Annotated in this window: 6 protein-coding genes; 5 read left to right on the forward strand and 1 reads right to left on the reverse strand. The window is 63.5% G+C overall.

Annotation, left to right across the window (positions count from 1 at the left end; genetic code table 11):
* Positions 1 to 235: 235 nt before the first annotated feature.
* The 5 genes from VNQ78_RS11005 to VNQ78_RS11025 all read left to right on the forward strand — a co-directional run bounded on the left by VNQ78_RS11005 (position 236) and on the right by VNQ78_RS11025 (position 5,827).
* Positions 236 to 1,417, forward strand: a complete 1,182-nt coding sequence (locus VNQ78_RS11005; protein ID WP_325689610.1) for an NAD(P)/FAD-dependent oxidoreductase — start codon at positions 236 to 238, stop codon at positions 1,415 to 1,417.
* A 119-nt stretch (positions 1,418 to 1,536) separates the two neighbouring features.
* Positions 1,537 to 2,658 carry an ABC transporter substrate-binding protein gene (locus VNQ78_RS11010; protein WP_325689612.1) on the forward strand — a complete coding sequence of 374 codons (1,122 nt, stop codon included), beginning with the start codon at positions 1,537 to 1,539 and terminating at the stop codon, positions 2,656 to 2,658.
* Between the two features lie 53 nt (positions 2,659 to 2,711).
* Positions 2,712 to 4,676, forward strand: coding sequence for an FAD-dependent oxidoreductase (locus VNQ78_RS11015; RefSeq protein ID WP_325689614.1), 1,965 nt, complete (start codon positions 2,712 to 2,714; stop codon positions 4,674 to 4,676).
* 114 nt (positions 4,677 to 4,790) lie between these two features.
* Positions 4,791 to 5,357 carry a nuclear transport factor 2 family protein gene (locus VNQ78_RS11020; RefSeq protein WP_325689616.1) on the forward strand — a complete coding sequence of 189 codons (567 nt, stop codon included), beginning with the start codon at positions 4,791 to 4,793 and terminating at the stop codon, positions 5,355 to 5,357.
* Positions 5,354 to 5,827: a VOC family protein gene (locus VNQ78_RS11025; RefSeq protein WP_325689618.1), complete on the forward strand. Its 474-nt coding sequence runs from the start codon at positions 5,354 to 5,356 to the stop codon at positions 5,825 to 5,827. Before VNQ78_RS11020 ends, VNQ78_RS11025 begins: the two co-directional genes overlap by 4 nt.
* A 50-nt stretch (positions 5,828 to 5,877) precedes the next feature.
* Here the strand turns inward: VNQ78_RS11025 and VNQ78_RS11030 are convergent.
* Positions 5,878 to 6,268 (reverse strand): 2-oxo acid dehydrogenase subunit E2 (locus VNQ78_RS11030; protein WP_325689620.1); only part of this gene is annotated, 391 nt, incomplete at its 5' end.

Consider the following 6,268-nt stretch of genomic DNA (forward strand, 5'->3'; position numbering starts at 1 on the left):
CCCTCCACCTCTCCGAAACACCCGTAACCTATCGCAACGCACCACCTCTCCCAGGCGAACACAGCGAAGAAATCCTCACACAATTCCTAAATATCTCAAAAGATGAAATCAAAAATCTAAAAATAAAATCAATTATTTGAACAATAATTCTCAGGTCGATTCGATGCGGATCGCCCCACTGGACGGGATGCCGAAGCCGTCCGGCAGCCGCTGTTTCCATTGATAGGGGATTCCGATGGCGCACAACCCTAACGATACAGTTGTCATCATTGGCGCCGGGCAGGCTGCCTGCCAGCTTGCCGCCAGCCTGCGGCAGAAGGGCTATCCCGGTCCCATCGTCATGGTCGGCGAGGAGCCTTTCCTGCCCTACAACCGCCCGCCGCTGTCCAAGGCCTATTTCAAGGACGGCGAGCCCGAGCGTCTGCTGTTGCGCAAGGCCGAGTTCTACGCGGCAAATGAGATCACGGTGCTGACCTCTGCCCGCGCGGACAGAATAGATCGCGCCGGACGCTCCGTCCTGCTCGCCGATGGCCAGCAGCTTGCTTATGGGCATCTGGTCCTGGCCACCGGCGCGCGAAACCGGGTTCCTCCGATCGAAGGGGCTGATCTGCCGGAAGTGATCGGCCTGCGCGGCCTGGCCGATGCCGACCGGATGCGGATGCTACCCCAGACCGCGCGACATGTGGCCATCATCGGAGGTGGCTTCATCGGGCTGGAAGCCGCTGCGGTCTTTCGCGGAGCCGGGCTGCGGGTCACGCTTTTCGAGACCGCCGAACGGCTGATGGCGCGCGCGGTTTCGCCAGCGGTCTCGGATTACTTCCTGCAGGCCCATCGTGAAGCGGGCGCCGAGATCCAACTTGGGGTCACGATCCGGCGCATTTTGGCCCGGCCTGACGGCGGGGTTCGCGCCGTGGAAATGGCCGATGGCCGGATCGTGGCCACCGATGCCGTGCTGATGGCCACCGGGGTGATCCCAAATACCGAACTCGCCCATGAGGCGGGGCTTGCGGTGGAAAATGGCATCCTTACCGATCGCTTTCTTGCGACCTTGGACCCGCATATTTCCGCCATCGGCGATTGCGCCGCCGTGGCGCAGGGACCGGACGGGCCGCATCTGCGGCTGGAATCGGTGCAAGCCGCCGTGGATCAGGCAAAATGCCTGGCCGAGCGCCTGACCGGCCAACCCCTGCCCTTTGCCCGGATCCCGTGGTTCTGGAGCGATCAAGGTCCGCACAAATTGCAGATCGCGGGCCTGCGGGGCGACACCGACCGTATCGAGGTCGACCCTTCGCCCGATCCGGCACGGCTTCTGGTCCGCAGCTTTCGCGGCAACCGGCTGGCTTGCGTCGAGACGGTGAACATCCCCGCCGAACACATGCGCGCCCGCCGGGTTCTGGAAACCGAAAACGCCATGTGAACGGGACGGTTTGGACAGGTTTGCACAGGGATTTCCCACATTTCGGTCAGAGTTAAATAATACAATTGACCGATTATGAGAATACCATGAATACTATTCAAAATACATGGGAGGGGAAATTGAAACCATTGATAGCCGCTGCCGCGGCCCTCATCACGTTTGCCACCTCGGCCGTAGCTGATGATCCAACCGTCGTCATCATGCAATCTCTGACCGGTCCTGCGGCTTTCATGGGCACCGGCGTGTCCGAGGGCATGGCCATGGCCTTTGCCGAAGCAAACGGCAAAAGCGAGTTCGGGCAAGGCAAGGAGGTCCGGGTGCTGGTCGAGGACGACGCCTCGGACCGCACGCAGGCCCTGACGTTGATCAGCCGCTACGCAAACAACCCTGACGTCAAGATGATCCTTGGCCCCACCAGCGGCGCCGTGGCGATTGCAGGGGCCGAACTCGGCAACCGGCTGGAATTGCCGATCATCACCCTGACGAACAATCTGGACATCCCCGGCTCTGGCCCATGGGGCTTCATCAGCACCCAGCCGCCGCGTCAGATGATGTCCTATCTGGCGAATTTCGCCGCCGACACGCGCAAGGTCGAACGCTGTGCGACCGTCTCCATCAAGGAGATCGAGGTCTATGTCGCCCTGCGCGCGGCTTTCGAGGATCTGGTTCGCGAAAAGGGCGTCGCCATCGTGTCGCGCGATTCCGTGTCCTCGTCGGATATCGATTTCTCGACGCTCGCGACCAAGATCGCGGGGCAGGACATCGACTGCCTGTTCATCTCGGCCATGGCGGCACAGGGCGGAAATATCGTCCGCCAGCTGCGCGAAGCCGGGCTGAACGATGAGGTCGAGATTTTTGGCATGAACACCTTTTCCTCCCCGGAATTCCTCCAGAGCGGCGGTGCGGCGACCGAAGGCGTCTACATGCTGTCCGACTGGGTGCCCGGCGGCTTCAACGACTTCTCGATGGCCTTTGCCCGGAACTTCGAGACCGAGACCGGCCATGCGCCGGACAACTGGGCGGCGCTTGGCTATACCATCGGCCGCGTGGCGATCGAGGCGATGAAATCAGCCGGCGCCGAAGGCGACCGCGTTGCCATCCGCGACGCCCTGACAACGACCAGGGACGTCGCCTCGGTGATCGGCAACGGCTCCTACAGCTATGTCGATGACCGCTCGCCGGTCAGCGGCAGCAATGTGGTGCAGATCAGAAACGGCAGCGCCGCACTTTATACAGAATAACCAACGGCAGGGCGCGCCACGACCGGCGCGCCCCACCCAGGACGGAGCCTGACATGACGACCGAAACCCAGCATTTCCCCCATATTTTTCGCCCGCTTCAGATCGGCGGCATGCAGCTTGCGAACCGCATCATGGCGCCGCCACATGGTCGCATCATCGCCGATCCTCTGGCCTCGCCGAAAGAGGCCGAACGCTTCTCGGCCTATTGGCTGGAGCGGGTTCGCAACGGGCTTTGCTGGGTGGATGGCGTCAACACCTTCATCGACAATCGCATCGTGCCGCGCGGCTATGCACCTTCGGGGTTGGGCGCGATCCTGCGGGGCAGCGTTCACAATCCGCACTATCGCGACCGTATGGCGCGGCTTGCAGATGAGATCCATGCCCACGGCGCGGTGGTGACGGCCCAGATCATCAATCAGGGCGCGATGCCGCATTCCGCTTCGGGCGTGCTGGCCAATTACACCAACAACACCGGAACCCACGCGCTGACCCGCGCCGAAATCGCCTATGTGGTCGAGGATTATGCCCGGATCGCCCGCACCGTGCGCGATAGCGGACTTGACGGTATCGAGCTTCATGCCAATCACGAGGATGTGCTGCAGCTTTTCCTGTCGCCCGCGACCAATCGCAGGCAGGACGAATACGGGGGCAGCGCCGAGGGGCGGCTGAAGCTTTTGACCGATGTGCTGGCCGCGATCCGCGCCGAGGTCGGGCGCGACCTGACCCTTGGCATTCGTTTCAACATGCATGAGCTGTTCGAGGGCGGCTATGATCTGGAGGAAGGTATAGCGATCGCCCGCGCCGTCGAGGCCACCGGTCATATCGACTTTTTCCATGGCGTGATCGGCAACAACTGGGGCGCGCCAAGCTATATTCAGCCGCATCTTTATGGCGTCGCGCAATGGTCCGAGATGGCTGGCCGCTATCGCGAGGCGCTTTCGGTGCCGGTGGTCTATTCCGGCCGCGTGAACTCGCCCGAGGCGGCCGAGGCGGTTCTTGCGCGCGGCCATGCCGATATGGTGGGCGTCGCCCGCGGCTTTTTCGCCGACCCCGCCTTTGTCGCCAAGGCGCGGCAGGGTCGCAGCGCGCAGATCACCCCCTGCATCGGCTGCAACGATTGCCTCCATGCGGTCTCGGTCGAGAAACTGCCCTTCGGTTGCGCCGTCAATCCCCGCGCGGGCCGCGAGGCCGATCCGGCCCCCGCACCCGCGGAGGCGGCACGCCGGGTCGTGGTCGTCGGGGCGGGCCCTGCTGGGATGGAGGCCGCAGCGGTCGCCGCCGAACGCGGGCATGACGTGGTGCTGCTGGAGCGCGCCGCCGCACCCGGCGGACAGATGCGCCTTGCCGGAGCCGTGCCGGAAAACCGGCAGTTCCTCGCATATATCGACCAACAGCATCAGCGGATGCGTGACGCGGGCGTGGATATCCGGCTGGGGGTCGAAGCCGATCTGCCGCTGATCTCGGAACTTTCGCCCGATCTTCTGGTGCTGGCGACCGGTTCTCGGCCCCGCAACCATGACGTGCCCGGCGCCGATCTGCCTTTCGTGGTCGAAGGCCGCGACATTCTTGCCGGGACCGCACAAACTGGCCAGACCGCGCTGGTCATCGCCCGTGAGGATCACATGCAGCCGCTGACCATCGCATCGGCGCTGGTCGAACGCGGCGTGAAGGTCCGCCTGCTCTACCAGACCCCGGCGGTGGCGCCGCTGGTCGGCAAATACTCGATCGGCGCGATCATGTCCAAGCTGAGCGCGGCGGGCGTCGAGGTCCGGGTCATGGAGCGTGTGGTCAGCATCGCGCAGGACCGGGTGGTGACCCGCAACGTCTATTCCGGGGTCGAAGCGACGCATGAGGGGTTCGATACCGTCGTGCTGGCTTGCGGCGCGGAACCCGACACCGCGCTGGCAGAGGCGATGCAGGCGCAGGAGGTCGAGCTTCTGCTTCTGGGTGACGCCTATGTGCCCGGCCGGATCCTGGCCGCGACACGGGAAGCCCATGAGATCGCATCAAGGATCTGACCGTGGGCAGGCTGTTTACCCCATCGCGTCTGGTCAACCGCCTCGCAGAGGACAGAGCCGATGGAATGGAGTTCTACGCGTGCAAATGCACAGGCAACTGAAAGGGAGATGGAATTGAACGATATCGAAACCCGGCTAGACCGGCTGGAATCCCGCGCCGAGATCCTCGCGCTGATCTCGCATTACTGCAAAGCCTGCGACGACCGTGACGTGCCGCTGCTGCGCTCGCTCTTCCGCGACGATTCCTGGGTCCGCTCGGCCGATGGCCGCATGAAGGGCGAAGGGCTGGACGGCATCCTCCAGATGTATCGCAAACGGTTCGAGGTCTTGGGCCTTTCGGTCCATTGGACCCATGACACGGTGGTCAGCTTCGATCCCGCTGACCCGGACCGCGCCACCGGCGAGGTGTTCTGCCATGCCGAGGCCATGCGCAATGGTCAGGTTCTGGTCGGCTCGCTCCGCTATGAGGACGAATATCGCCGTCGCGACGGGAAATGGTATTTCGCCTCACGGGTGCTGAAGTTCCTCTATTACGTCCCGGTGCAGGAATATGCCGAGGCGCTGACCTCGCCCCTGCGCCAGCGCGGATACGAAACGCCGATGCCGGGCGATTATCCCGAAACGCTGGAAAGCTGGACCGGCTGGGTGCAGCATTACCAACCCGCAGAACAGCCGGCGTGATCCAGGGCGTCCACCATGCGGCCATCTCGACCCATGACATCGAAAGGCTGATCGGCTTCTATACCGATGTGCTTGGGTTCGAGCTGGTCCATCGGCAGTCCTGGACCGCCGATGCCGAAGTCCAGAACGCGCTTCTGGGCGCCAAGGGATCGGCGGCGCAACTGGCAATGCTGCGACATCGCAACTGCTATCTGGAACTCTTCCAGTTCGAGGCGCCGCCCCCCGAACAGCGCAGCCCGCATCAGCGCCTGTTCGGTGCCGGGCTGACACATCTTTGCCTCGCGGTGCAGGATCTGGAGGCCGAATACCAGCGGTTGCGGCGGAAAGGCGTGGTCTTCCACTCCTCGCCCCTGCCCCGGCCGACCTTCAATGCGGTCTATGGCCACGACCCGGATGGCAATGTCGTGGAACTGCTGGAGATCTACGACCCCTCCCATCCCTTCGCTCCCCATTGGGACACTTCGGAATGAAGAAAGGCCCCCGGATCGGGGGCCTTTCCGTTTTCCTGTCCCATGATTGATCACATGAGGAGAGAGACCGGCTTTTCGACGTTATTTTTGATTGTATTGAGGAAGATTGCGGCTGTTGCGCCGTCGATTGCGCGGTGGTCTGCGGAGAGTGTGAGGGTGATTGTGGTTGCGAAGCGGACGCCGTTTTGGGGGCATTCTCGGGCTTCGCGGCGGGGTCCGCCGATGGCGAGGATGGCGCCTTGCGGGGGGTTGATGATGGCGTCGAAGGCGCGCAGGCCATACATGCCGAGGTTCGAGAGAGTGAAGGTGCCGCCGCGCAGCTCCTCGGCGGTCAGGCTGCGATCGCGGGCGGCGGCGATCAGGCGGGCGGCCTCGGCCGAGATCTCGCTCAGCGGGCGGGCGGCGGCATTGCGGATCACCGGGGTGATCAGCCCGGCATCG

Source organism: Paracoccus sp. (in: a-proteobacteria), assembly GCF_035556475.1.
Taxonomy (GTDB): domain Bacteria; phylum Pseudomonadota; class Alphaproteobacteria; order Rhodobacterales; family Rhodobacteraceae; genus Paracoccus.